At 70.7% G+C, this 25,090-nt stretch carries 20 protein-coding genes and 2 pseudogenes; 13 read left to right on the plus strand and 9 right to left on the minus strand.

The genetic code is table 11. From position 1 onward, the window contains the following. The first annotated feature begins 23 nt into the window (after positions 1–23). From ACIBJB_RS11535 to ACIBJB_RS11555, 5 genes are all read left to right on the plus strand, one after another. Positions 24–1,922 (plus strand): glycoside hydrolase family 97 catalytic domain-containing protein, encoded by a 1,899-nt coding sequence (locus tag ACIBJB_RS11535; protein ID WP_398929110.1) that lies wholly within the window; start codon positions 24–26, stop codon positions 1,920–1,922. A gap of 104 nt (positions 1,923–2,026) precedes the next feature. Then, positions 2,027–3,280, plus strand: a complete 1,254-nt coding sequence (locus ACIBJB_RS11540) for a 4-hydroxybenzoate 3-monooxygenase (protein WP_398929112.1) — start codon at positions 2,027–2,029, stop codon at positions 3,278–3,280. 54 nt (positions 3,281–3,334) lie between these two features. Beyond that, positions 3,335–4,288: an expansin EXLX1 family cellulose-binding protein gene (locus ACIBJB_RS11545; RefSeq protein ID WP_398929114.1), complete on the plus strand. Its 954-nt coding sequence runs from the start codon at positions 3,335–3,337 to the stop codon at positions 4,286–4,288. Positions 4,289–4,353: 65 nt separating this feature from the next. After that, on the plus strand, positions 4,354–4,779 hold the full coding sequence (locus ACIBJB_RS11550) for a VOC family protein (protein ID WP_398929116.1): 426 nt from the start codon (positions 4,354–4,356) through the stop codon (positions 4,777–4,779). Between the two features lie 179 nt (positions 4,780–4,958). Beyond that, complete coding sequence (locus ACIBJB_RS11555; RefSeq protein WP_398929119.1) at positions 4,959–6,473, plus strand: FG-GAP and VCBS repeat-containing protein; 1,515 nt, start codon at positions 4,959–4,961, stop codon at positions 6,471–6,473. A 31-nt stretch (positions 6,474–6,504) separates the two neighbouring features. Here the strand turns inward: ACIBJB_RS11555 and ACIBJB_RS11560 are convergent, their stop codons facing one another. After that, complete coding sequence (locus ACIBJB_RS11560; RefSeq protein WP_398929121.1) at positions 6,505–8,265, minus strand: protein kinase; 1,761 nt, start codon at positions 8,263–8,265, stop codon at positions 6,505–6,507. 217 nt (positions 8,266–8,482) lie between these two features. Between ACIBJB_RS11560 and ACIBJB_RS11565 the strand changes: the two genes are divergently transcribed. Then, positions 8,483–9,493, plus strand: a complete 1,011-nt coding sequence (locus ACIBJB_RS11565) for a zinc-binding dehydrogenase (protein ID WP_398929123.1) — start codon at positions 8,483–8,485, stop codon at positions 9,491–9,493. A 261-nt stretch (positions 9,494–9,754) separates the two neighbouring features. Then, positions 9,755–10,456, plus strand: coding sequence for a GAF and ANTAR domain-containing protein (locus tag ACIBJB_RS11570; protein ID WP_398929125.1), 702 nt, complete (start codon positions 9,755–9,757; stop codon positions 10,454–10,456). Between the two features lie 37 nt (positions 10,457–10,493). Here the strand turns inward: ACIBJB_RS11570 and ACIBJB_RS11575 are convergent, their stop codons facing one another. The 5 genes and pseudogenes from ACIBJB_RS11575 to ACIBJB_RS11595 all read right to left on the minus strand — a co-directional run bounded on the left by ACIBJB_RS11575 (position 10,494) and on the right by ACIBJB_RS11595 (position 13,530). Beyond that, a complete protein-coding gene (locus ACIBJB_RS11575) occupies positions 10,494–11,264 on the minus strand; it encodes a class I SAM-dependent methyltransferase (RefSeq protein ID WP_398929838.1) in 771 nt (256 codons plus the stop codon). After that, positions 11,156–11,698, minus strand: coding sequence for an LLM class flavin-dependent oxidoreductase (locus ACIBJB_RS11580; protein WP_398929840.1), 543 nt, complete (start codon positions 11,696–11,698; stop codon positions 11,156–11,158). The genes ACIBJB_RS11575 and ACIBJB_RS11580 overlap by 109 nt, the downstream gene beginning before the upstream one ends. Positions 11,699–11,738: 40 nt before the next feature. Next, a pseudogene (locus tag ACIBJB_RS11585) lies at positions 11,739–12,158 on the minus strand (LLM class flavin-dependent oxidoreductase); the annotation flags it as partial. Between the two features lie 114 nt (positions 12,159–12,272). Beyond that, positions 12,273–12,851 (minus strand): GNAT family N-acetyltransferase, encoded by a 579-nt coding sequence (locus ACIBJB_RS11590; protein ID WP_398929127.1) that lies wholly within the window; start codon positions 12,849–12,851, stop codon positions 12,273–12,275. Beyond that, positions 12,844–13,530 carry an alpha/beta fold hydrolase gene (locus ACIBJB_RS11595; protein WP_398929129.1) on the minus strand — a complete coding sequence of 229 codons (687 nt, stop codon included), beginning with the start codon at positions 13,528–13,530 and terminating at the stop codon, positions 12,844–12,846. Before ACIBJB_RS11595 ends, ACIBJB_RS11590 begins: the two co-directional genes overlap by 8 nt. Before the next feature lie 107 nt (positions 13,531–13,637). Between ACIBJB_RS11595 and ACIBJB_RS11600 the strand changes: the two genes are divergently transcribed. The 3 genes from ACIBJB_RS11600 to ACIBJB_RS11610 all read left to right on the plus strand — a co-directional run bounded on the left by ACIBJB_RS11600 (position 13,638) and on the right by ACIBJB_RS11610 (position 15,711). Further along, positions 13,638–14,609: a helix-turn-helix transcriptional regulator gene (locus ACIBJB_RS11600; protein WP_398929130.1), complete on the plus strand. Its 972-nt coding sequence runs from the start codon at positions 13,638–13,640 to the stop codon at positions 14,607–14,609. 204 nt (positions 14,610–14,813) lie between these two features. Beyond that, positions 14,814–15,338: a hypothetical protein gene (locus ACIBJB_RS11605; protein WP_398929132.1), complete on the plus strand. Its 525-nt coding sequence runs from the start codon at positions 14,814–14,816 to the stop codon at positions 15,336–15,338. A gap of 223 nt (positions 15,339–15,561) precedes the next feature. Further along, on the plus strand, positions 15,562–15,711 hold the full coding sequence (locus ACIBJB_RS11610) for a hypothetical protein (RefSeq protein ID WP_398929134.1): 150 nt from the start codon (positions 15,562–15,564) through the stop codon (positions 15,709–15,711). Between the two features lie 43 nt (positions 15,712–15,754). Here the strand turns inward: ACIBJB_RS11610 and ACIBJB_RS11615 are convergent, their stop codons facing one another. Next, entirely contained in the window at positions 15,755–15,979 is a 225-nt protein-coding gene (locus ACIBJB_RS11615; RefSeq protein WP_398929136.1) for a non-reducing end alpha-L-arabinofuranosidase family hydrolase, read from the minus strand. 277 nt (positions 15,980–16,256) lie between these two features. Here ACIBJB_RS11615 and ACIBJB_RS11620 point away from each other — a divergent pair, with 277 nt between their 5' ends. Beyond that, entirely contained in the window at positions 16,257–16,565 is a 309-nt protein-coding gene (locus ACIBJB_RS11620; RefSeq protein WP_398929138.1) for a hypothetical protein, read from the plus strand. Positions 16,566–16,633: 68 nt separating this feature from the next. Here the strand turns inward: ACIBJB_RS11620 and ACIBJB_RS11625 are convergent, their stop codons facing one another. Then, complete coding sequence (locus tag ACIBJB_RS11625; protein ID WP_398929140.1) at positions 16,634–18,088, minus strand: APC family permease; 1,455 nt, start codon at positions 18,086–18,088, stop codon at positions 16,634–16,636. 135 nt (positions 18,089–18,223) lie between these two features. Here ACIBJB_RS11625 and ACIBJB_RS11630 point away from each other — a divergent pair, with 135 nt between their 5' ends. Both ACIBJB_RS11630 and ACIBJB_RS11635 read left to right on the plus strand, forming a co-directional pair. After that, positions 18,224–19,408 (plus strand): ROK family protein, encoded by a 1,185-nt coding sequence (locus tag ACIBJB_RS11630; RefSeq protein WP_398929142.1) that lies wholly within the window; start codon positions 18,224–18,226, stop codon positions 19,406–19,408. A gap of 228 nt (positions 19,409–19,636) precedes the next feature. Continuing rightward, positions 19,637–23,812: a beta-galactosidase gene (locus ACIBJB_RS11635; RefSeq protein ID WP_398929144.1), complete on the plus strand. Its 4,176-nt coding sequence runs from the start codon at positions 19,637–19,639 to the stop codon at positions 23,810–23,812. A 134-nt stretch (positions 23,813–23,946) separates the two neighbouring features. On the opposite strand, the pseudogene ACIBJB_RS11640 reads toward ACIBJB_RS11635, so the two are convergent. Further along, positions 23,947–24,831, minus strand: a pseudogene (locus tag ACIBJB_RS11640) (cation acetate symporter); the annotation flags it as partial. Positions 24,832–25,090: the final 259 nt, after the last annotated feature.

Consider the following 25,090-nt stretch of genomic DNA (forward strand, 5'->3'; position numbering starts at 1 on the left):
GCCACACAACTCGGAGGTTTCCGATGGCAGTTCCGATCAGAACCGCGGTCGCCGCACTCTGCGCCTCGCTGGCCGCCGCACTCCTCACCACAGCACCCGCCCAGGCCGAACAGCAGGACCTGCACAACCGGGCCTGGTCCCTGTCCGCAGGAGCACACGCGCCGCGGGCGCAGGTCACCCTCGACGACGCCACGGGCACGCTGAGCCTGGCCGTGTCCCGGGACGGCCGTACGGTCATCGAGCCGTCACCCGTCGGCATCGTCACCGAACAGGCCGACCTGTCCAAGTACTTGCGCTTCCTCCACCGCAAGAGCCGTACGGTTCAGGAGCGTTACCGTGCGAAGTCCGGCAAACGCCTGGACCGACTCGTGCGCATGAACGAGACCCGTCTCTCCTTCGCCACGGCCGCGGGCGCCCGCCTCGACCTCGTCGTCCGCGCCTCCGCGGACGGCATCGCATACCGCTACGCCCTGCCCGCGGGATCCGGTGACGTCCTCGGCGAGACGTCCGCCTTCAACCTCCCGGCCGACGCGAAGAGCTGGCTGGGCACCTACCGGGTGGACAACGAAGGCCAGTTCGTCCAGTACACGGCATCGACCGCGCCCACCGGTGAGTACTCCGACCAGGCCCTGTTCGCGACCGACGGCGGCTACACCCTGCTCGCCGAGTCCGACCTCACCGGCGCCTACTCGGGTGCCAGACTCGCCCACACCCAGGGCACCGGCTCCTACCGCATCAAGCTCGCCGACGACCGGGTCCACACCGACGGCCCGTTCGCCACCCCTTGGCGGGCCATGGTCACCGGTGACCTCGCCACCGTCACCCGGTCCACCTTCACCGACGACCTCGCCCCCGCCTCCAAAGTCGCCGACCCCTCATGGATCCGGCCCGGCACCGTGCTGTGGACCTGGCTCGCCGGTGGCCGCGAAGCCGGCCAGAGCCTGACGGCGCAGAAGGCCTTCGTCGACTACGCCGCGCAGCGGAACTGGCCCTACGAGGCCGTCGACGCGGGCTGGTACTTCAAGACCGACGAATGGGACACCACCGACCCGGACTGGCAGACCAACAGCTGGATGCCGGAGCTCGTCGACTACGCGCGCGCCAGGGGCGTCGGCATCATCGTCTGGATCCACCAGCGCGACCTCGACACCCCCGAGGAACGCGCCCAGTGGCTGCCGACCCTGGAGAAGTGGGGGGTGAAGGGCGTCAAGATCGACTTCATGAACTCCGAGGCGCAGCCCATGCTCCAGTGGTACGACGCCATCCTCAAGGAGACCGCCGCCCATCACCTCATGATCGACTTCCACGGCTCCACGATCCCCAAGGGCATCCAGCGCACCTGGCCTCAGGTCATGACCCTGGAGGGCGTCGCAGGCGAGGAGAAGCGCACCAACACCGCCGCCCATCTCACCACCCTGCCGTTCACCCGCAACGTCATCGGCTCCATGGACTTCACGCCCGGCGCTTTCCAGCGTGTCGGTCTGCGGCCCAACTCCGACGCGGCCGAGGTCGGTCTGAGCGTCGTCTACGAGTCGGGGCTGCAGATGTTCGCGGGCACCCCGGAGTCGTACGAGGCCCGGCCGCTCGCCCGGGCCTACTTCGACCAGGTCCCCGCGGCCTGGGACGACACCCGCCTCCTCGCCGGCGAACCCGGTCAGGAAGCCGTGCTGGCCCGCCGCAGCGGCCAGCGCTGGTTCGTGGGCGGCGTCTACGCCGGTGCCGCCCGCACGGCCGCGGTGCCGCTGTCCCTCGGTCCGGGCCGGTGGCTGGTGGAGACGATCCGGGACGGCGCCGACGGCCTCGTCCAGGACCGGCAGGTGCTGCGCGGCGGCGACACGCTGAGCGTCGACGTCGTGGCCAACGGCGGCTTCGCCGCGCTCGCCTGTCCGTGGCGGCCCGGCCTCACCACCTGCTACCGCTGAGCCCGCAGTTTCCGGGAGCCGGATCCGATCAGCTGTGCCTGTGCTGATCGGATCCGCCTCGTTTCGGCCGGCGTCCTCGCTAGGCTGGCTCCGGAGGTGCCCAAGTGGCCGAAGGAGAAAGACAGTTGCGGGATTCCTCGGAATCCACGACCGTCGTGGTGATCGGCGCGGGTCCGGCCGGGATGACCGTCGCCACGCTGCTGCGGCACAGCGGCATCGACTGCATCGTCCTGGAACGTAGCTCCCGCGACCACGTGGCGCGGCGCCAGCGGGCCGGCATCGTCGAGACGCGCGCGGTCCGCATGTTCGACTCCTGGGGGCTGACGGACCGGGTCCTCGGCGGTGTCCCGTACGACGGCATCCTGGAGTTCCGGGTGGACGGCCGCAGCCATCCGGTGTCCGACAGCGACGGCTCCGACGGCCCTCCGGCCCGTCTGTGCCCTCAGCAGGTCCTCGTGCAGAAGCTCACCGCCACGTATCTCGAGGACGGCGGCGACCTGCGCTTCGAGGCCGCCGACGTCTCCCTGCACGACCTGACCGGCGACCGCCCGACCGTCCGCTACCGCACCGCCGACGGCACGCCCCGAGCGATCACCTGCGACTTCGTCGCCGGCTGCGACGGCGACCACGGTGTCAGCCGTACGGCCGTCCCCGACGGTGCGCTCACCGCGTACGCCTTCGACCACGGCATCGGCTGGCTCACCGTCCTGGCCGACGCCCCGCCCCCGGCCCACCCTCTTCTCGCCGTCAGCCGGGAGGGCTTCGCCGCCCACTTCCCGCGCGGGCCGAGGTCCAGCCGCTACTACCTCCAGTGCCCGCCCGACGACGACCCCGACGCCTGGCCCGAGGCCCGCGTCTGGGACGCCCTGCGCACCAGGCTCGGCGATCCCGGCCTCGTGTCCGGTCCGATCACCGACCGCGAGATCTTCCGGCTCCGCAGCCTGGTGCACGACCCCATGCGGTACGGCCGTCTCTTCCTGGTCGGCGACGCGGCGCACATCGTGTCCCCCATGGGCGGCAAGGGCATGAACCTCGCCCTGTACGACGCCGATCTCTTCGCCCGGGCCGTGCGCGACTCGGTACAGGGCGACGACAGCGCCCTGGACACCTACTCCGCGCGCTGTCTGCGCCGCGTCTGGAACGACCAGGAGTTCTCCCACTGGCTCACCCGGACCCTCCACGACGCGGGCGACGCCGAGCCCTTCCTGCGCAATATCGCCCGCGCCCGCCTCGACCGCCTCTTCACCTCCCCGGCCGCCGCGAGTGCCTTCGCGGAACTCATGACGGGACTGGACCCGACCGTGGACGCGGCGGCCCGGGAAGTCCCCGGCAACCTTTCCGCCCGCGGCGGCGACTGACGGTCGGAAGCACCCTCCGCCGGAGGCTCGCACGGATCCCCGAAGGACGCACCAGTGGCATCTCGTTCGCATCGTTCCTCGTCGCCGGGCAGGCGGCGCACGGCCCTCGTCTCGGCGGCCGCCGTCGCCGTTGTCGCGCTCGTGGCGGCACTGTTCGTCGCCTTCGGTCCCGACCACGAGACCGACGCGGTCGACTCGGCCGCGGCCACGGCCGTCGCCGCCACCCGTGGCACGCCCACCCCGACGGCACAGGAGTCGAAGCCCGCCTCGGCATCCCCTTCCGCGTCGGCCCGCACAGGCAGCCCGAAGGCCACCGCGAGCACCACGTCTCCCCGGCCCTCGAAGGCGCCGGCCTCGCATCCGGCGCGGAAGGTGTCCGCCTCGGCATCGCTGACCGGACGGATCAAACCGGGGGTCTCCTACGACGGGGTGGCCACCTTCTACGACGTGGGCAACGGCGACGGCGCCTGCCTGTACGGCCCCACCAGCGACGTCATGACCGCGGCGATGAACCACACCGACTACGAGACGTCCAAGGCGTGCGGGGCGTACATCCGCGTCCAGGCCGGGAGCGGCGCCGCCGTCACGGTCCGCATCACCAACGAGTGCCCCCTGCCCTGCGCACCCGGCCAACTCGACCTCAGCCCCCAGGCGTTCGCGAAACTCGCCGCCCCCGTGCAGGGCCGGATCCCGATCACCTGGAGCCTGCTGAGCCCCAGCACCTCCGACACGGTCTCGATCCGGTACAAGACCGGATCGAGCCGCTACTGGTGCGGCGTCCAGGCGATCGGCCACCGCAACCCGCTGGCCCGACTGGAAGTCCAAACCGCCGCCGGCTGGAAGGAATTGCCCCGCACGGATTACAACTACTTCCTTTCCGAACAGGGCAGCGGGTGCGGTGGCGCGATCAGGATCACCGACATCTACGGCGAGCGACTGGAAATCGACGGCATCGGCGTGAAGCCGGACGTCGTGCAGCCGACCCGGGTCCAGTTCGCCCAGCACTGACCGGCAGTTCAAGATCCGGAAGGGCGCGCCCGGCACACCGCGGCGAACCGGCGCACAGTGGAGGTATGACCGTAGACGAGACGAACATTCTGGCCCGGGGTCGCGTGGCGACCAGGCTTCCCGCTCAGGACCTGGACCGGGCCCGGCGCTTCTACGCCGAGAAGCTGGGGCTCGAGCCCGTCGACGAACGCCCCGGCGGACTGCTGTACCGCTGCGGGGGCACGGACTTCGCCCTCTTCCGATCGACAGGGGCCTCGCCCGGCACCTTCACCCAGATGGGATGGGAGGTGGACGACATCGAGACCGTCGTCTCCCAGCTGCGGGAGCGGGGGGTGGTCTTCGAGGAGGTCGACATCCCCGGCTTCCGCACGAAGAACGGCATCGCCGACATCGAGGGCAACTACCCGAGCAAGAACGCCCGAGGAGAGCGCGCGGCCTGGTTCCGCGACAGCGAGGGCAACCTGCTGGGCATCGGCGAGCCAGTGCACTGATCCTGCGGCTCCACCCCCGGGGTGTCGTGGTGCGGCAACGGATGTCACTGGCGTGTCACAGCACGCCCGGGCCCCACAACTTGTTCCGGGCTCGTCGTGTCGAACCCTGCGTTGCACCAAGACCAGCCGACTGGACCGGTCGGCTGACAGAGCATCAACTTCCCACGGGGGGAACAGACATGAGCATCACCACGCGCACCAAGCGGCGTACCGCGGGCTCGGCCGCCGTCGCAGCGGCCTCCTTCCTGCTGCTGGCGGGAGCGGGCATCCTGGCCGCGCCGACCGCCTTCGCGGGCGTCCCCGGCGGCACCTCCGCCGCCGACCGCAACAACGACTTCAACGGCGACGGCTACGGCGACCTCCTCATGGGGGTCCCGGAGGGCACGGTCGACGGCAAGGAGGGCGCCGGATACGTCACCGTCCAGTACGGCGCCCCCAACGGCATCGGCACCAACAACACCGTGCCCAAGGGCGAGGTCCAGGTCGTCAGCCAGTCGACCAAGGGTGTGCCCGGCACCTCCGAGACCGGTGACCACTTCGGACAGGCCGTCGCGAGCGGCGACCTGGACGGCGACGGATACGACGACGCGGTCATCGGCACGCCCGGTGAGGACGAGGGCACCGTCGAGGACGCGGGCCGGGTGACCGTCGTCTACGGATCCGCGAAGGGCCTCGACACCGGGCGCACCGGGACCGTCACCGCCGCCAAGCCCGCCGAGGGCGCCCGGTTCGGCCACTCGGTGGCCGCCGCCCGGTTCACCGGGGACATTTACGGTGACCAGCTCGTCGTCCTGGACCAGAAGGTGGGCCTGCACGTCTTCACCTACCACGCCGGCGTCCTGCGCCAGGTCGGCACCCCGCACTCCACCGGCCACAGCCTCCAGGCGGGCTACCTGACGACCGGCGACTACGACCGCGACGGTTTCGCCGACCTCGTGGTCTCCGGCTACAGCCCCGACGACGACTACATCAAGGGCTGGTCGGCGCTCTACGCGGGCGGAGAGGAGGGCCTGAGCTACGGACGCGACCTGCACGGCGGCCTGGGCACCGCTTCCGGCGACATCAACGGCGACGGCTACGACGACCTCGTCGTCGGCCAGCTCAGCGGCGTGGACGAGGCGGCCGGTGACGCGGAAGCGCCCGGTGGCCTGGTCGGCGTCTACTACGGCGGTGCGGAAGGGCCCGCCGGTGAGGAGGGCCCCGGCACCGCCCCGCAGTGGTGGTCGCAGAACTCTCCCGGCATGATCGGCTCGCCGGGCGTGGACGACTCGTGGGGCAACAACGTCTCCGTGGCCGACGTCGACGGTGACGGATACGCCGACCTTGCCGTCGGTGGGCCCGGCGAGGACGCGGACGGCGAACAGGGGGCGGGCGCGGTGTCGCTGCTGCGCGGCTCGCGAGAGGGCCTGACCGCCACCGGTTTCCAGCACTTCGACCAGAACACCGCGGGCATCCCCGGAGCCGCCGAGGCCGGTGACGGCTGGGGCACCCAGGTGCGGCTGGTGGACACCGACGGCGACGGGCGGGCGGAACTGGTGGCTGCCGCGCCCGAGGAGAACGCCGGCGACGGTGCGGTGTGGCTGCTGCCCGCGAGCGGCAAGGGTCTGCTCGCCGAGGGTTCCCGTTCCTACGGCGCCGCCGCCCTCGGCGGGAGCGGCCACGGTGCCCACTTCGGCTCGGTGATCGACCAGTGAGCGCGGCGCGCCGGCCGTTGGTCCGGGGCCGTCACCCGGCGCTGCGCAGGGCGACCCAGGTGTCGTGCCCGACGACGCCGTCGGCGTTCAGCCCCCGCTCGCTCTGGAAGGCCTGGACCGCGGTCTCCGTGTCCGGACCGAACTCACCGTCCACACCGGTGCTTCCCACGCTGTACCCGCGCTCTGTCAGGATGCACTGCACCTGCTGTACGCGTTTGCCGCTGTCGCCGAGGCGGGCGCGTCCGTTGCCGGCGTAGTACGTGCACTCCGCGAGCCAGGGCGCGGTGTCGGTCCCGGCGGACGGGCCGTCGGCGGACGGCGTGGGGGAGAGCGCGGCGGACGGAGTCTCACCGGGAGGCACTGCGCTGTCGTCCTGGTCGCCGACGGAGCCCGAGGCCTCGGGCTCCGTCGAGGCGGTCCCCGTCTTGGCGTCGTGGTCCTCCGCCACGGCGCCGTCGACGTCCGGGCGGGTCAGTCCACTCGTACTCGGGGACACCGAACCGCTGGAGGCGTCGCGGGGGCCGGAGCCGTCCGCGCTGGTGGCACCGGCTTTCGGGGATGCGGCCGCGGGAGGATCCTGACGGATGAGCAAGAAAGCCACGGCAACCACGACACAGATCGCGACGCCCGCGACGGCGACCAACAACGCTGTCCTACGGCGGCGGGCAGGGACGTCCAACGGGCCCGGCCGTCCGGGCGGGGGCACGACCGCGGAGCTGTCGTCCTTCTCCGGTGACCGCGCATCGGGCGCAGCGGACTCGGGCCCCCGCACCGACGGGGGCAGCGGCAGGTCGCCCGGCGACCGGAGACGGCTCATGCCCTCGACGGGCAGATGGTGCAGCGCCTCGTACGCCTGCTGCCGGGCGAGCACCTTGCCGCCCAGCGGCTCCGGCCAGGTCGACGGCACGGGGCGTAACCCCGCGGCGTCGATCAGCTCCTGCGGAGTGGGCCGCCGGGCGGGCTCCTTGTCCAGGCAGGCGGTCAGCAGCGAACCGAGCTCCGCGTCCGCCTCCGCGATCTCACCGACCACCTCGGGGTTCGGGTCCTCGTACGCCACCCGGTGCATCACGTCGACCCCGGTGCCGTCGCCGAACGGCGCACGCCCCGTTGCCGCGTAGACCAGAGTCCCGGCCAGCGAGAACACGTCCGACGCCGTGTCGGACCGGCCCTCTCTCAGGTGCTCTGGCGACATATAGGCCGGGGTGCCCACCCGGTTGCCCGTGCCGGTGATCGCGCTCGCGTCAACGGCCTTGGAAATACCGAAGTCGATCACATGCGCGCCCCGGACGGACAGCAGCACATTGGACGGCTTCAGGTCCCGGTGCACGATCTCCTCGACGGCGAGGCCCGCGAGTGCCTGCCCCAGCTCCGCCACCAGCCGCCAGACCGCTGCCGTCTCCAGGGCGCCGTACACCTTCACGGCTTCCGCCAGATCGAAGCCGGGGAGGTACTCCGTGGCCATCCACAGCAACTCGTCCTCGAAGCCCGTGCCGCAGAGTCGGGGCGCGTGCGGTGTACGAAGGCGGGCGTGCACGGCTGCCTCACGCTCGAACCGGCGCCGGAACCTGGGATCCTCCGCGTACTCGGGCCTGATCACCTTCACCGCGACCAGGCCCGGGCTGTCGTCCGCGGGACGCGCCAGATACACCCGCCCCATGCCACCGCTGCCGAGCAGCGCGACCGGCGCATAGGGGCCGACGCGCCTCGGGTCGCCGAGGCGCAGTGGTAAGGCACCGGTCTGCCGCAGTGCGGCAGCCGCGTCGTTCGCCGACGCCGACCGCTGTCCCGACAAGAGATCCCCCGAAGTCGCGTTCGATGCACGCCAGTTCCCCCCAGCGGGTGACGAGCGTAACCCAGCCCGTGCACGCGTTCAGGAAATCGCCCGAGCGCGTGACCGTCGAGTGGGCACTCACCGGCGCCCGGGTCCGGGACGACTCGGGAATGAACCCGCGGCGGACGCACGTTGACCACCGCCGACCGACTCACCGCCCCGGGTAGAAAGCAGGCTCATGACGTCCTCGCCGAACACCATGCGTGCCGTCCGGCTCACCGCTCCCGGCCCCGTGGACAACCTGCGGCTGACGACGCTCCCGCTCCCGCCCGACAAGGACGGCTGGGTACGGATCCGCGTCGAGGCGTTCGGCGTCAACCGCTCGGAGCTGAAACTTCGGCTGGGCCTCAGCGTGGGTGTCAGCTTTCCCCGGGTGCCGGGCATCGAGGTCGCCGGCACCGTCGACGCGGCCCCGGCCGGCAGTGGGCCGGCTCCCGGGCAGAAGGTCGTGGCGATGATGGGGGACATGGGACGCACCTACGACGGCGGCTACGCCGAGTACACCTCGGTGCCGCTGTCCCAGGTCATCCCCGTCGACACCGACCTGCCCTGGGAGGTGCTGGGCGCCCTTCCGGAGATGGTGCAGACCGCGTACGGCTCGCTCACCATCGGCCTGGATCTGAAGCCCGGGCAGTCCCTGCTGATCCGCGCGGGCACCTCCTCGGTCGGCCTGGCGGCCGCCGCGCTGGCCACCTGGCGCGGCGCCACAGTGCTGTCCACCACCCGGCGGGCCGACCGCCTCACGCTCCTGTCGGAGCATGGCGTGGACCACCCCCTCCTCGACACCGGCGAGGTCGCGCCCGCCGTACGCCAGCTGTACCCGCACGGCGTCGACGCCGCCCTCGACCTTGTCGGCACACCGACCCTGCCCGACACCCTGCGCGCGGTACGCGTACACGGCACGGCCTGCTTCGGTGGCAGCCTCTCCAACCAGTGGACGGTGCGGGACTTCTCGCCGAACGAGTACCTGCCGAGGGGCGTACGCCTCGCGGGTTACTTCGGGGACGCCGCCGACCTGCCTCGGGAGACCCTCCAGGAGATCGTCGACGCCGTCGCCGCCGGCCGGCTGGCCTTTCCCGTGGACCGTGTCTACGACGGCCTGGAGCAGGTGCCGCAGGCTCACGACGACATGGAACACGACCGCGCCACCGGCAAGCTCGTCGTCCGCGTCCGACATGAAGATCGCTGACGTGTTGATCACACCGCATTGGGAAGGAGTAGCGCGGTCGGAGGTGGGGACTTGAAGGGCAGGCCGGGTGTGGCGGCGTACCCCATGGGGGCCGCTCCGGCCAGGCTTCTCCGGTTCTGCCAACGAGCCGGAGAGGCCGCGCTCAGGTGAGCCTGTCATGCTGCTCCCGCCGGGGCGTGGCCGGCGAGGCCGGTTCGACCGATGGTGGAGAGCGGGTCGGCGGTAGGGTGGCCGCACAGATGGGCGAGGTGGGTGGTGGCGGTGGAGTGGCGGGAATTCGCCGAGGCGATGGCCCAGCTTGCGCGGACGTTGCTGGCGCAGGATTCGGTGCAGGGCACACTGGACGAGATCGCGGCGTCGGCGGTGCGACTGGTGGACGGTTGTGACGCGGCCGGGATCCTGGCGGTCCGCAAGGGCCGGGCGGTCACGTTGTCCTCGTGCGGCGACCTGGTGGAGGCGTCCGACCGGCTGCAGGGCGACCTGGCGGAGGGCCCGTGCTTCGATCTCGCCGCCCGCGCCACCGGCGGGGACGGGGAGCGCGTGTTCCGGATCGGGGACATCACCGAGCCGCAGCCTGCTTGGCCGCGGTTCGCCGCGGCGGCTCGCGACCTCGGTATCGGCAGCATGACCGGCGTGCTGCTCTACACCCACGACGCGGACTTCGGCGCGCTGAACCTGTACTCCCGCCGCCCGGGCGCCTTCGGGAAGGACATCGAGACCGCCGGCTGGATGCTGGCCTCGCACGCCGCCGTCGCCCTGGCCGACGCCCGCACCATCGACCAGCTCGAGGACGCCATGAAGACCCGGCACGCCATCGGTGAGGCCATGGGCATGCTGATGGAACGCCACAAGCTGAGTGAGGACGAGGCCTTCAACGTGCTGCGCCGCATCTCGCAGCAACACAACATCAAGCTGCGCGACGTCGCCCAGCGGGTCCGCACCAACCGCGCCGCCCAGGCCTGACCGCTCCTGCGTCGGAGCAGCGGCCGCTCGCAGACGGTCAGCGTCGGCGCGCGCTGACCAGCCAGGCGCGGGAGGCGAACCACACGCCGTCGCCGGTGTCGTGCGCGTCGAGAGTCGCGCACAACCGGTCGAGAGCGCGTTCGGAGGACGCGGCATCCAGATCCGCGAGCCATTCCTTCGCCATACTCAGCTGGAGTACGGCGGCACGCGCGCGGTCGGCATCGGGGCCGTACCGGACGGGCTCGCGTACGTCGACGACGTCCACCGCCGTGAAGCCTGCCGAGGTCAGGACCTCGGCCACGACGTCGGGGTCGGCCAGCGTGAAGGGGTCGTCGGCCGTGGAGTCCGGCACCGATGACGCGTGCCCGCCGGCGAGCGCCGCCCGGATCGCGGTATGCCACTCCTGACGGTCGGCGGCCTGCCAGACCAGCTGCACGAAGCGCGCTCCCGGACGCAGGGCACGCCCGATGTTGGCGAACGCGACCACGGGGTCGGAGAAGAACATCGTGCCGAACCGACTGACGCCCAGAGTGAAGTACTCCGGCGGGAACGGATGGGCCTGGGCGTCGCCCCGCACGAACTCGACGTTGCGAAGCCCTTCCGTCTCGGCCTGACGGCGGGCCCGCGCCAGCATGGGGCCCGACACGTCGATGCCGACCGCGCCGCCGGGCGACGCCGCTCGGGCCGCATCCCGGGTGGTCAGGCCGGTGCCGCAGCCGATGTCGAGGACACGATCACCGGGGCGGACGTCGAGGGCTTCCAGCAGTCGCTCGTGATAGCGAGCCAGCTCCGAGTCGTAGTCGAACAAGGTGACCGTCTCCTCACGCCGGGGGCCGTCGCGGAGTACGCCCCGCACGGTGTCGAGCCGTACACCCGGTTCCCACTCTGGCAGCCACCACGTGGCGCCGGCTCGCGCGTACGGTTCGGGATCGACACCGAGGGCAGCCCTACGGCGATGTCGTACGACGCCAACCGACCCCGGCGCAGTGCGGCGAGGGAGCCGAAGACCTCGGCGACCTGGTCCGGGTGCTCGAGATCGGCCGGGAAGAATCCGTCGAGTCGTGCGGCACGGCGGATCGGCATGACGTCGCCCGGGAACCCAGCGGCCCAGACCGGCACGCCCGGCCGCTGAACCGGCCGCGGCAGGAAGGCCGGGTCGTCGACGGTGTCGTGCTCGCCGCGGTGGCGCACCGGCTCGCCGGACCAGGCGGCGGCCAGGACGGCCGGGGACTCGTCGAGCATCCGCCCGCGTCGCCGGGCGTCGAGCTCCTCGCCGGTCCGGGACAGCTTCGCCGGCGAACCGGTCGCTGCCGAGGCCGACGCCGAGGCCGACGCCGAGGGTGAGGCGGCCGTCGCTGAGCCGATCGAGTGTCGTGCTCTCCCGTGCGGCCTTGGCCGGCCGGCGACGGGGAAGTGCCGACACCATCAGGCCGAGCCGGATCCGCTCGGTCACGGTCGCGATCGCCGCCGGCGCGATCCACGGGTCCGCGACGTGTCGGACCGGCACCCGCCGGCACAGCTGATCCCACACGAAGCAACCGTCCCACCCGGCCTTCTGCGCGTCGGCGGCGAGGCGGGCAAACACCCGCGGATCGGCTAGGTCGTCGAAGAGCGGCCGCCAGAGTGCCGACCGCAGCCGGCGGTGGCGTCCGGCCTGCCAGTGCAGGGAGATCTCGCGTGGCAACAGGGTGGACGCATCCACTCGCCCCTTACTGCCCGCGCGGTCGACATCGGCGTCGAGGTCGCGGCCGGACTCGTACCGCCGCCAACCACTGCCTGACGCAGTCCGGTTGCTCCTCGATCCGGCGTGTCGACGTCACGCCGGATCGACCACCCTGCTCACGATCCACGCATGCTTGCCGACCTGCCGGCCGCGCGTGAATCCGAGGTCCTGGAGGAGTTCGACGGTCGCGCTGAACAGGAAGCGGCCCTGCGCCTCGCGTCCCTCGGTCACCTCCGAGATGGCTTCGACGATGCCCCCTCCGGCTTGGGCGATCTGGTCGAGGGCGCCTTCCAGCGCCACCCGCGCGATGCCCCGTCCGCGGTGCTTCCGGTCGACGTAGACGCAGGTGATCCGCCAGTCCGGCCGCGGCGGTGCGTCCTTGTCGTACGCGCGCCTGTGCTTGATGTGGGGGAGCTCTTCGGGGCTGCCGTACTGGCACCACCCCTGCGCGTGGCCGTCCTCGTCGAGGACGAGCGCGGCGTGGGCGCGGCCGGTCCGCACCCGCTCCTCCTTGGCCTCGCGGTGGCTGATCCCGGGCCGACCGTACTCCGGGTGGTAACCCATGCACCAGCACCCGCCGAAGATCCCGTTGTTGCGCTCGACGAGCTCCGTGAACGCGTCCCAGGTGGCGGCGTCCAGGGGGCGGACCTGGTACGCCGTGGGCTCAGGCATCGGCGGCCGCCGCGGCCAGCAGCCGGGCGAGTTCGACCGGCTTGGTGATCATCGGCCAGTGGCCCGAGTCGATGTCGACGAAGTCCAGCTGCCTGGTGCGGCTGACTTCGGGCACGTCACCGGCGTCGATCCAGTCCTTGGCCTGGGCAGGGGTGAACTCGGGGCACACGAGCAGCATCGGGACGTCGAACCTCCGCGCGTCCTTCAGCCGCACCGTTCCCTTGGCCACCCTCTCGGGTACGGGGATCGCCGCCGAGGCAACGCGGCTGCGCGTCTCCTCGTCGAGGTCGGCGGAGTCCGGTCCTTCGAACGGGCCCCAGCCGGGGAAGGGCATTACGCCGTCCTTGGTCTCGAAGAAGTCGGCGTACGGCTGCCCGTCGGCGGACGGGAAGCCTCCGATGAGGGCGACCTTGGCGACCCGCTCCGGCCGCGCGTCGGCGGCGAGCCAGGCCAGGGTGCAGGCGGCGGAGTGCCCGACCACCATGGGCTTCTCCGGAGCCGTGTCCACGGCGGCGAGCACTGCCGCCACCTGGTCCTCCAGCGCGGCGGACTCGGCTCCGTCACCCTGACCAGGGAGGGTGAGCGCCACGGGGCGGTGGCCGAGTTCCTCGAGCGCGGGCACGACGTCGTCCCAGACGGATCCGTCGAGCCACAGGCCGGCGATGAGCAGGATGTCCATGGATCAGTTCTCTTTCCCGTGAAGCCCGTGAGGTCGGTGCCCTCACGCTACGACCGGTTCCGGACAATCCACTTCCGGTATGTCTCGCGACCACCTAATGTGCTCGGGTGGCGTCCGATCTCAGCCCCACCGCGCGAGCCCTGCGCACCCTCGAGATCCTCCAGTCCCGCACCGCGGGAGTGACGGCCGACGAGCTCGCCGCGTCCCTGGGGGTCACGGAGCGGGCCGCACGCCGGTACATCGGTATCCTCCGCGAGGCGGGCATCCCCGTGCACTCGGCCCGGGGCCCCTACGGCGGGTACCGACTGGGGCGCGGGGCGCGGCTACCGCCGGTCGTCTTCACGGAACCCGAGGCGCTGGGCCTGGTCATGGCGGTCCTCGACGGTCAGCCGGCGGCGGCCGACCCCGATGCCGACGACCTCGTCGGTGCCGCCCTGGGCAAGGTCATCCGGGCGCTGCCCGAGAGCGTCGGCCGGCAGGCGGCCGCCCTGCGCGAGCACGCCTCGGCCGCACCCGACCGTCACGCGTCCCGTCCGGACCCCGCCCTCACGAGCGCGCTCGTCGCGGCCGGCGCGGTGCGACGCCGTGTGCTGGTCACGTACCGCAGTGAGTCCGGCAACGAGTGGGAGGCCGAGGTGGACCCCTGGGCGGTCGTCGTCCGTTACGGCCGCTGGTACCTCCTGTGCCACTCCCACCGCGCGGACGCGATCCGCACCTACCGGATCGACCGGGTCCGCGCGGTCCGGGAGACCGTCCACGGCTTCGAGATGCCCGACGGCCTCGACCCGGTGGCGGTGCTGGAGGAGAACCTGGGCAAGGGCTGGGAGTTCCCCACCCGGGTGGTGTTCGACGCCCCGATGGCCGAGGTGCTGCCGTCGATCCGCCCGCCCATGGGACGGCTCGAACCGTCGGGAGACGGGTGCGTGCTCGTCGGCAGCACGAGGAATCCGACGATGTACGCGCAGGAGTGGCTGGCGCAGTTGCCACTCGCCTTCCGCGTCGAGGGCGGGCCCGAACTGCGCGCGGCGGTGGAAGCACTCGCCACGCGTCTCACCGCGGCCGTGACGGACGGGACCTGAGGGTTCGTCGCGAACAAGCCCTCCGGGAGGCCCGACAACCAAGTGCCGGCCATGACTTGCCCTCCGTCAGTCCCGTCGTGATCAAACATTCAAGAAAGGGATCCCCGCGACCGGCAAAGGGGTCTACCCGCATAGACGTCTTGATGCTGTCATGCTCACGACCGCCCGGAACTCCTGCCGGGCACCCCTCCGGGAGATCCCCCCATGCCCCGAATACCCCGTTCCCTGGTCACCGCCCTCTCCTCCCTCGCCCTCGCCGCCGCCGGACTCACGGTCGCAGCCGGCACCGCGCACGCGCAGAGCTGCAGCCAGGACTACCTCCCCCTGCCCGACCCGAGTTGCCAGCCCGGCGACTTCAACCCGGACGTCACCCAGTCCACCATCGGCTCCACCATCTGCATCTCCGGGTGGACCGCGACCGTCCGGCCGTCCAGCTCATACACCACCGCGCTGAAGAAGACGCAGATCGTCGAGTACGGCTACACGGACACCAGCACCTCGGACTACGAGGAGGACCACTTCGTCCCCCTCGAACTCGGCGGTGCTCCCAAGAGTGCGCTCAACCTCTGGCCCGAGCCGGAGTACGGCACCAGGACCGCCGCCAACAAGGACACCGTCGAGAACAAGCTCAAGAAGGCTGTCTGCGCCGGAACTGTCACCCTCGCCGACGCGCAGGACGCGATCGTCACGGACTGGACGACCGCCCTGTCGGACCTCGGTCTGAGCTGATCCCGTCCGCTCGACGTAGGGGCCGGACTTCTCTTCGGGGAGCAGCCGGCCCCTCTCGGCGCGGCCGACGGCTCGGACGGGACGCCTGGAAGCGGCCCGAGTCGTGCCGGAGCCGTTTCGCACGGGTCGACGACAGGGGTGGGACGGTGGGTGCGGGGTAACCGCGTCTGTACGAAGGCCTTGTCGTGGATGAGTTGTCGTCGACCTTCTCAGGAGGACAGTCGTGCCTGGAATGTTGGAGAAGATCAAGCAGTTCAGCAAGAGCCCGCAGGGACGACGTGCCGCCGAGCAGGTGCGCCGTGCCTCGGCCGATCCGCGTCGCCGAGCCCAGGCCCGGCAACTGCTCGGCAGGCTCCGGGGACGGGGCCACTGAATCGACGTGCGGGCGCCACGAGCCGGACCGCGTCAGCGCACGGTCAGCAGGTCGAGTTGGTCTGGGTGAGCAGGCCGAGTCGCCACGGCAGGTTGTCGTAGTCACCGCCGGCGTTGGGGTCCTTGCCCTGGTACAGGTACTGGAGCTTGCAGGCCGGGATGGTGAGCGTCTGGTCGTGGCCCGCGCGGATCATCTCACCGTGACTGATGTCCCGGGTCCGTGTCGCTGCTGCGCCCACCCCGGTGGCCGGTTCGTCCGTCCCACACACCCTTCACCCGAGGAGTCCCCGATGACCGCCACCTTCCACGTCCTGTCCACCGGTTACGCCGACGAGCGGGTGGCCGGCACCGTCACCCTGCTCGTCGACGGTGCGACGGTCGCGATAGTCGATCCGGGCATGGTGGCGGACCGCCGGCTCATCCTGGATCCGCTCACGCACCACGGACTGAGCCCGGAAGACGTCACCGACGTGATTTTTCAGTCACCACCACCCGGACCACACGCTGAACGCGGCCCTGTTCCCCGAAGCCCGCTTCCACGACCACATGGCCATCTACCGCGACGACATCTGGGAGGACCGCGACGCCGACGGATTCCGGCTCTCGCCGTCGATCGCGCTCATGACGACCCCCGGCCACACCGAGCAGGACGTCAGCACCCTGGTCACGGCCGCCCACGGCCTGGTCGTCCTGACCCATCTGTGGTGGACCGCCGAGGGACCGGCCGACGACCCCTTCGCCCCCGACCGTGAGCAGCTGCGGGCGGCCAGGGAGAAGGTCCTGGCCCTCGGCCCGGCCCTGATCGTGCCCGGACACGGAGCACCCTTCGTGCCCTCCTCGTCCACGCCCCCCTGAACCGGGTTGCGGCGGGGCGAGCTGCCGCTTGACGAGGCCCGCACGGTGCTGGACGACCCTCGGCGAGGTCACGCGCCGGTCGGCTCCGCCGGTGCCGTCTCGGGCGTCTGGTAGTCCTCCGTGATCTCCTTCGGGCCGAACGGCCACACCTTCTCGAAGCGTGCCCAGAGCGCATACGCCACGCAGCCGAGGGCCAGCCACGCCAGTGACCACTCGATGGGGTGGCGGCCCGGCGAGTTCTTGTCCGCGTAGCCGTAGATCACGCACCAGCCGGCGAAGGCGATGATGCTCGGCACCGGGTAGAGCCACATCCGGTACGGCCTCCTCATCGTCGGCCGACGCCTGCGCAGCACGCTCAACGCCAGGATCTGGGCCAGCGCCTGGACGATGACCATCACCGTCGTGAGCAGCTGGATCAGGGTCGCCAGGTCGGTGTGGCGGCCGATCAGGAAGCCGATCGCCGTGATCACGCCCATCGTCGCGAGGCCGAGGGTCGGGAAACGGTGCCGGGGGTGCAGCCGGGCGTAGGGGCGGAAGAAGACCCGGTCGCGGGCCGCGTCGTAGGGCACGCGTGAGCCGCCCAGCAAACCGGTGAACACGGAGGCGAAGGCCGTGATCAGGATGAGGACGGTGACGGTGTCGGCGGCACCCTTGCCCCAGGTCTCCTCCAGCACCGCCGAGGCCACCGAGGTGGAGGCGATGTCCTTGGCGTCCGTCATGCGGTGCCAGTCGATCACGCCCAGCGTGCCGATCTGCAGGAGCAGGTAGATCGTCATGATGCCGAGGATGGAGAAGACGATCGAGCGGGGCAGATTGCGGCCCGGGTCCTTGATCTCGGCGCCCATGTAGGCCGTGGTGTTGTAGCCGAGGTAGTCGTAGATGCCGATGGTCAGGCCGCCCGCGAACCCGATCCAGAAGCTGTTGCTGCCCAGGTCGAAGGCGTGTGCCGGGTAGGTGAAGGCGAGATGGGCGCTGAAGTCGGTCGCCGCGGCCAGGATGACCAGCAGTACCGAGGTGATCATGACCGCCCACATCACGGCCGTGATGCGGGCGATGTGCTCGATGCCCCGCCACAGCAGGATCACGACCAGGGCGATGACGCCCAGGCCGATCAGGTCTCCCGAGGTCCGTCCCAGGTCGGGGGCGAGGTAGCCCAGGTACTGGACGAAGCCGACCACGCCGGTCGACATGATCAGCGGGATGAAGAGCATCGCCGTCCAGACGAACAGGAACGGCATCAGGCGGCCGGTGCGGTACTGGAAGGCCTGGCGCAGATAGACGTAACTGCCCCCGGAGCCTGGCATCGCCGCGCCCAGTTCGGCCCACACCAGCCCGTCGGCGAGCGCGAGGACCGCGCCCGCGACAAATCCGACCACCGCCTGCGGGCCGCCGAACGCGGCGACCATCAGCGGGATCGTGACGAACGGGCCGATGCCGCACATCTGGCTCATGTTGATGGCTGTGGCCTGGAACAGGCCGACGCGGCGGACGAAACCACCGTTGGGTGGCGGGCTACCGGACATGAGGGCTCCTGGGGGTGAGGCGCGAAGGGGGTGAGACGCGGCGTGCGGGCCGGTATCCGGTGTCTGTTGGCCGATAAAGTTAAGGAGCCTTACTTGATGCGTCAAGAGGGGGCTTCTGTGCGTGAGAATGGTGCGATGGCCGCCGGTGACGTCGTAGAGCAGCAAGAGCAGCCCTGGAACCGGCAGCGGCTGCGCAGCACCAACGAGCGGTTGCTGCTGGAGCGGCTGCGCGCGGCCGGCCCCGCGTCCCGGGCGCAGCTCGCCCGGGAGAGCGGTCTGTCCAAGCCGACCGTCTCCAGCGCCCTCGCCGCACTGGAGTCGGCCGGACTCGTCCGCGAGGTGGGCACCCACGTACCCGAGCGCGGCCGTACGGCGGTGCTGTACGCGCCCGATCCGGCGGCCGGTCACGTCCTCGGCATCGACGTCGGCCGCAGCTGGCTGCGGGTCGCCGTGGCCGACCTGGACGGCACCGTCGTCGCCCGCACCGACGTACGCAACCAGGCCCGCAGCTCGGGTGCGATGGCAGACCTGGTGGTGTCCACGGCCCGGCAGGTGGTCGCCGGTTCGGGCATGGCGGCGGACGAGGTGGTGCACGCGGTGGTGGGCACGCCCGGTGTGTACGACGAGGAGCACCGCCGGGTGCGGTACGCGATGCACCTGCCGGGCTGGGGGCGTGCCGGGCTCTTCGACCGGATGCGCGAGGAACTGGGCGTCCCGCTGGAGGTGCACAACGACGCCAACCTCGCCGCGCTCGGCGAGTACACGTACGGCGTCGGGGCGGGCAGCCGGCTGTTCGCGTACATCCTCATCGGTACCGGTCTCGGCATGGGAGTGGTGAGCGACGGGCGGCTGTTCACGGGGGCGCACGGTCTGGCCGGGGAGATCGGATTCCTGCCGTGGCCCGGGCAGCAGAAGCCGGAGCGGCTGGAGGACGCGGTGTCGGGCGTGGCGGTCGTGGAGGCGGCGCGCCGGTTCGGCATGCGGGGACAGCTCACCGCGAAGGCCGTGTTCGACGCGGCCCGGCACGGAGACGACGCCGCGGTCCAAGCGGTTCGGCTGGAGGGCGAGCGCATCGCCCACACGGTGGCCGTGGCGGCGGCCGTGCTCGACCCGGATCTCGTGGTCCTCGGCGGGGGAGTCGGCCACAGCGTGGACCTCCTTCTGAAGCCGGTGCGCGACAACCTCAAAGCCCTGACCCCGCTGCGCCCCAAGCTCGCCCCCAGTCGGCTGGGTGAGGACGCGGTGCTCCTCGGCGCGGTGGCGACAGCGCTCGGTACGGCCCGGGAGGTGGTGTTCGAGCGACGAACGGCCGGGTCTTGACCGGCCCGGGCCGACCTTGCGAGGCCGTCACCCGCAGTCGTCGAGCCCCGCGCCGGACCGCGGCGCAGCATGCAACGGCCTCCCTTGGACAGCCGCCCGGCGTTTCACTCGCCCCCACCGCCCCGCCCGTCTTCTCCCGCCCCATTGTGCTGAGCCAACTGCCCCCCTACTGTTCGACTTTGCCTGAGTCTGTTTGATGCTGATCGCTCAGGCGAGAGGGAGGCCGCAGTGCGAGCGAATCGGACCGATTCGGAGACCGCGAGACCCGGTCGTCGTGGGTGGTGGAGGGCCGTCATCGCGACGGCCGCGACCATCGCCCTGGCCGTGGGTATGGCCGCGCCCGCCACGGCGCGGGAGGCGGGCACGCCGACGTCCACCGCCCCACCCGCCGCCAACGCGCAGGCGCACACGGTGACTCTCGACGGCTACTCGTTCCTCGTCGACGGCAAGCGGACCTACCTCTGGTCCGGCGAGTTCCACTACTTCCGGCTTCCCAGCCCGGACCTGTGGCGGGACATCTTCCAGAAGATGAAGGCCGCCGGCTTCAACTCCACCTCGCTGTACTTCGACTGGGGATACCACTCGCCCAAGCCGGGCGTGTATGACTTCACCGGGGTACGTGACGTCGACAAGCTCCTCGACATGGCCGAGGAAGCCGGGCTCTATGTGATCGCGCGCCCCGCGCCGTACATCAACGCGGAGGTCGACAGCGGCGGCCTGCCCGGCTGGCTGACCACCAAGGCCGAGAACAACCGCAGCGACGACCCGCGGTTCCTCAAGTACGCCGACGAATGGCTGACGCAGATCGACAAAGTCATCGCCCGGCACCAACTCACCAACGGCACCGGGTCGGTCATCGCCTACCAGGTCGAGAACGAGTACTACAACGGCTCCGCCTCCTCCCGCTCCTACATGCAGCACCTCGAGGACAAGGCCCGCGCCGACGGCATCACCGTGCCGCTGACCGGCAACAACAACGGCACCTTCAACTCCGGTGCCGGCGCCCTGGACGTGGACGGCCCCGACTCCTACCCGCAAGGTTTCGACTGCTCGAATCCCTCGAAGTGGAACGGCGTCCCCGACATCAGCTACGACCACCCCGCCGGCAAGCCGCTCTACTCCCCGGAGTTCCAGGGCGGCGCCTTCGACCCCTGGGGCGGTCCGGGTTACGACAAGTGCGCCGAGCTGATCAACGATCAGTTCGCCAACGTGTTCTACAAGCAGAACATCGCGGTCGGTGCGACGGCGCAGAGCTTCTACATGACCTACGGCGGCACCAACTGGGGCTGGCTGAGCATGCCGCAGAACTACACGTCGTACGACTACGGAGCCGCGATCCGTGAGACCCGACAGCTCGATCCGAAGTACGACGAGGACAAGCTGATCGGGTACTTCACCCAGTCGGTGGCCCCGCTGACCAAGACCGACGCGATCAGGACCACGCCACCGGACGACTCCGCGGTCGTCGACACCGCCCGGATGAACCCGGACACCAAGACCCAGTTCCATGTGCTGCGGCACGGCAACTCCACGTCCACGGCGGTAGACAAAACCCACATCTCGCTGGACTTCAACGCCCAGCCGGCCGGGGACACCACCTACACCTGGGACGACCCCGACTCCGCTCTCCAGTACGCCGGTTCGTGGTCGCACGTGGCCAACCAGAGCTACACGGGCGGCGATTACAAGAAGACGGAGTCGTTCTCCAACAAGGCCGGTGACTCACTCACCGTCCCCTTCGACGGCACCGCGATCCGCTGGATCGGCTCGAAGACGAACAACCACGGCAACGCCGACGTCTATCTGGACGGCACCAAGGTGGCGACGGTCGATGACTCCGGCAGCGAGAACCAGGCGGTGGTCTTCCAGAAGACCGGCCTGACGCCCGGGGCGCACACGCTGAAGATCGTCGTCTCCGGGACCCACAGCTCGGGGTCCACTGACAACTACGTGGCCATCGACGCCATCGACGTACCGACGGGTGACGCCGCCGCGCAGCCGACCTACCCGGTCGTCCCCCAGCAGCCGGGCACCGCGATCACACTCGACGGACGCGACTCCCACGTGATCGTGGCGAACTACCGGCTCGGGGACGCGCAGTTGCAGTACACGACCTCGGAGATCATGACCGGCGCGACCATCGGCGACCGGGACCTCGCCGTGCTCTACGGCGACCAGGACAGCGACGGCGAAACCGTCCTGCGCTACTCCTCCAAGCCCACCGTGACCACCAGCGGCGGCACCGTCACGAGCACCTGGGACCCGGCCACCGGTGACCTGCGGCTGAACTACACCCACAAGGGCCTGATCCGGATCAGCGTCAGCGGCGCCGGACAGCGCCCGCTGCTGCTGCTCGTGGGCGACAAGGCCACCGCGAAGACGTTCTGGCGTCAGGACACCGCGACCGGCCCGGTCCTGGTGCGCGGCACGCACCTGCTGCGGACGGCGACCAGCCTGAACGGCGGCCGTACGGTGGCGCTGACCGGTGACAACGCCGACGGCAAGAACATCGAGGTGTTCACCTCCGCGGGCCGCGTCACCTGGAACGGCCGGCCGGTGGACACCAGGACCACCGACACCCGGAGCCTCACCGGCACGATCCCGACGGCCGCCGCGATCCACCTGCCGGCCCTGACGAACTGGAAGCATGCCGAGGAGTCCCCCGAAACGGCTCCCGGCTTCGACGACACCAGCTGGCAGGTGGCCGACAGGACGACCACCAACAGTGTCTCGGGCATCAACAAGCTGCCGGTGCTCTACGCGGACGACTACGGCTTCCACACCGGCAACACCTGGTACCGCGGCCGCTTCCACGCCACCGGCAAGGAAACCGGCATCCACCTGGTCTCGGACTCCGGCGGAGGCGCACAGGCGTTCTCCGCCTGGCTCAACGGCACCTTCCTGGGCAGCTCGACCACGGGCGGCGCCGACTTCACCTTCCCGGCCGGTTCGGTCACGTCCAAGGGCGACAACGTCCTCTCCCTGCTCACCGTGAACATGGGGCACGAGGAGGACTACAACTCCACCAACGGCAACAAGACCGCGCGCGGCCTGACCAGCGCCTCCCTGGTCGGAGCCCCGCTGACCTCCGTCACCTGGCGGCTCCAGGGTGTACGCGGTGGCGAGGACCTGCAGGACACGGTGCGCGGCCCGCTCTCGACGGGCGGCCTGTACGGCGAGCGGGCGGGATGGTCCCTCCCGGGCTACCCGGACGGCAAGTGGAACCGGGTCACCCTGCCGACGACCGACACCCGCCCCGGGGTGTCCTGGTACCGCACCGATGCCACTCTGGACCTGCCCCGCGGCCAGGACACCTCACTGGGCCTGACGTTCACCGACGACCCGTCCCGCAAGTACCGTGCCACGATCTTCGTGAACGGCTGGCAGGTCGGCACCTACGTCAACTACCTCGGCCCGCAGCACACGTTCCCCGTCCCCAACGGAATCCTGAACCCGAACGGCCGCAACAGCATCGCCATCGCCGTGTGGAACCTGGACGGCAGCACCGGGGGCCTCGGCAAGGTCGCGCTCACCGACTACGGCAACTACGCCTCGTCCCTGCGCGTGGCGCAGAACGACAGCCCGCGCTACGACTCCCGGAAGTACGCGATGCCGAAGCGTCCGGGAGCCGAGGTCACCCTGGACGTGCCCGACACCGCCCAGCCGGGAGAGGCGTTCACGGCCCGGACGACCGTGCGGGTGCCGAAGGGCGCACCGCCCGCGTCCCGGCTGACGGCCTCGCTCTCCGTACCCGACGGCTGGAGCGTGAGCGCCACGAGCCCCATGTCCCTCAAGCGCCTGCAGTCGGGCGGATCGGCAACCTTCACGTGGAAGGTCCAGCCACCGACCGGGGATCTGCCCTCCGCCTCCGCACTGACCACCACGGTGCACTACCTGCAGAACGGACGGCAGGCCACGGGTGTCGACGAGCGCGTCATCGGCGGGATACCACCGGCGCCACCGGCCGGGAAGAGCGCTGTGAGCGACCTGCCGTTCCTGTCCTCCACCAACGGATGGGGTCCGGTGGAGCGTGACAGCAGCGTCGGCGAGCAGGCGGCCGGGGACGGCCGTGCGATCAGTATCGGCGGAGTGGGTTACACCAAGGGCCTCGGCACCAACGCGCTCAGCGACATCCAGCTCTACCTCGCCGGAAACTGCTCGCGGTTGACGGCGCAGGTAGGGGTCGACGACGAGACGGGCGGCGCGGGTACGGTCACCTTCTCCGTGATCGCCGACGGTAAAACGCTGGTCACCACGCCGACGATCAGCGGCCGCCAGGCCGCCGTGCCCATCGACGTCGACGTCAGCGGCGCCCAGGTGATCGACCTCAAGGTCGGCGACGGCGGTGACGGCAACGGCAACGACCACGGCGACTGGGCGGTACCCACACTGACGTGCGGCTGACAGCCGTACAGAGGAAGTGGGCCCGGATTCTGCTGCCCGTGCCTCGCGAGGCACGGGCAGCCGGCTGGAGGTATTCGTTCGGGATGCCGTCGACGAAGTCCAGCTCGGCCCGACCCCGGATGAGGAGGTGAGTTCTAGTCGTTGTCGCTCCAGCTCGGGCGGCCCTGCGGAGGTCCGGCGAGGATCAGTTGCTCGATGCAGGCGTACCGTTTGCGTGCACGACGGGTGCTGCGGCGTCCGCTCAGGACGGTGCCCAGCCAGCCACAGGCGAAGCCCACCGGTACCGAGACCAGGGCGGTCGTGGTGAACGGGAACCAGTTCAAGTCGGCTTCCGGGAACGCTGATGCCGGGGAGCCGGACACCAGCCGGGTGCCCGACATCAGGACCAGGACTGCGACCGAACCGCCGATCAGCGTGCTGAGCAGCCCGGACTTGCCGAAGCGTCGCCAGAACAGCGAGTAGACCAGCGCGGGCGCAATGGCGGAGGCACCCATGCAGAAGGACAGGGTGGCCAGCGACTGAAGGCTGCGGTGCTGGGCCAGGGCAGCCAGCAGTACTACCGGTACGCCGACGATCAGCGCGCCGGCCCTCGCCAGGGTCATCTCCCGCAGGGCGGGCATCCCACTGTGCCGGGAGGCGGCGACGTCGTGCGCCAGGGAGTTGGCGCAGGCGAGCGTCATCCCGGCGACGGACGCCAGGAGGGTCAGGAAGATCGCCGTGGTGACGGTGCTGAACACCAGGCTCTCGGGGCGGGAGACGTCGGGTCCGAACACGGCGCGCGCCCCCAGCAGGTAGGCGGTGCTGCCGTGCGGGTCGGCGGCTGTGATCCGCTCGCGGCCGACCAGCGCCGTGGTGCCGAGGCCGATGACGGTGATCACCAGCATGAACAGGGCGACCGAGGACACCGCCCAGGACATCGTGCGCCGTACCTGGCGGGCGTTGCCCGCGGTGTACATCCGCATGGTGACGTGCGGCAGGCAGGCGCCGCCGAGCACGATGGCGATCTGTGTGCTGACCATTCCCTTTCCCTGGAATTCGGCCGTCTGTGTGTCGTACGCCAGTCCTTGTTGTCGCTGACTGCCTTGACGGAAGCGGACCGGTCGGCGGGGCGACGAGCACTACGTCGAATGCCGCAATGGCGTGCCGTCCATCAAGGGGGTGGTACTGCTGGCATATGCCTGACGAGTATCGCGCCGCCTCAGCGTGCCCCGGTGCATTCGGGCGTGGTGAACAGAACGCTTTCGACGCACAAAGATGCGTCAGCTCGTCGTTGACCAG

The sequence above is a fragment of the Streptomyces sp. NPDC050759 genome (genome assembly GCF_044456945.1).
In the GTDB taxonomy this organism is placed as follows: domain Bacteria; phylum Actinomycetota; class Actinomycetes; order Streptomycetales; family Streptomycetaceae; genus Streptomyces.